Here is a 470-nt window from a genome sequence, read left to right as displayed (position 1 = left end):
TCTGCACTCAGCGAAACCGTGGTGTTGTCGATCGAATCAGTGATGGCTGTTTCAGCTGCCTTCGGATCGGTAACCAGGTTCTCGAAGTTACCGCCTTCGGTTTTGGCGATGGTGGTGCTGACAGTCGAACCGTTGTTATAGACGTCGTTGGCTGGAGTGTTAAACACGGTCGAGCCGACAGTTTCACCGGCCTTGATCGTGATGGTCTGGCCGTTCGAAAGCGTCACGGTAACGTCTGTTTGCGCTTTGTTGGTCAAGGTCGCGGTGTAAGTGATGTCACCGCCTTCAACTACAGAGGCTTTATCAGCACTCAGCGAAACCGTGGTGTTATCGATCGAGTCAGTGATGGCTGTTTCAGCTGCCTTCGGATCGGTGACCAGGTTCTCGAAGTTACCGCCTTCGGTCTTCGCGATGGTGGTGCTGACAGTCGAACCGTTGTTATAGACGTCATTGGCTGGAGTATTAAACAC

Annotated in this window: 1 protein-coding gene; it reads right to left on the bottom strand. The window is 52.8% G+C overall.

The window, feature by feature from the left end:
* Nucleotides 1-470 (bottom strand): immunoglobulin-like domain-containing protein (locus AOA59_RS32460; RefSeq protein WP_158235265.1); only part of this gene is annotated, 470 nt, incomplete at both ends.

This window comes from Pseudomonas sp. 2822-15 (assembly GCF_002742515.1).
In the GTDB taxonomy this organism is placed as follows: domain Bacteria; phylum Pseudomonadota; class Gammaproteobacteria; order Pseudomonadales; family Pseudomonadaceae; genus Aquipseudomonas; species Aquipseudomonas salomonii.
The sequence above is the reverse complement of the archived record's forward strand: the minus strand, read 5'-3'. Positions and strand labels throughout refer to the sequence as shown.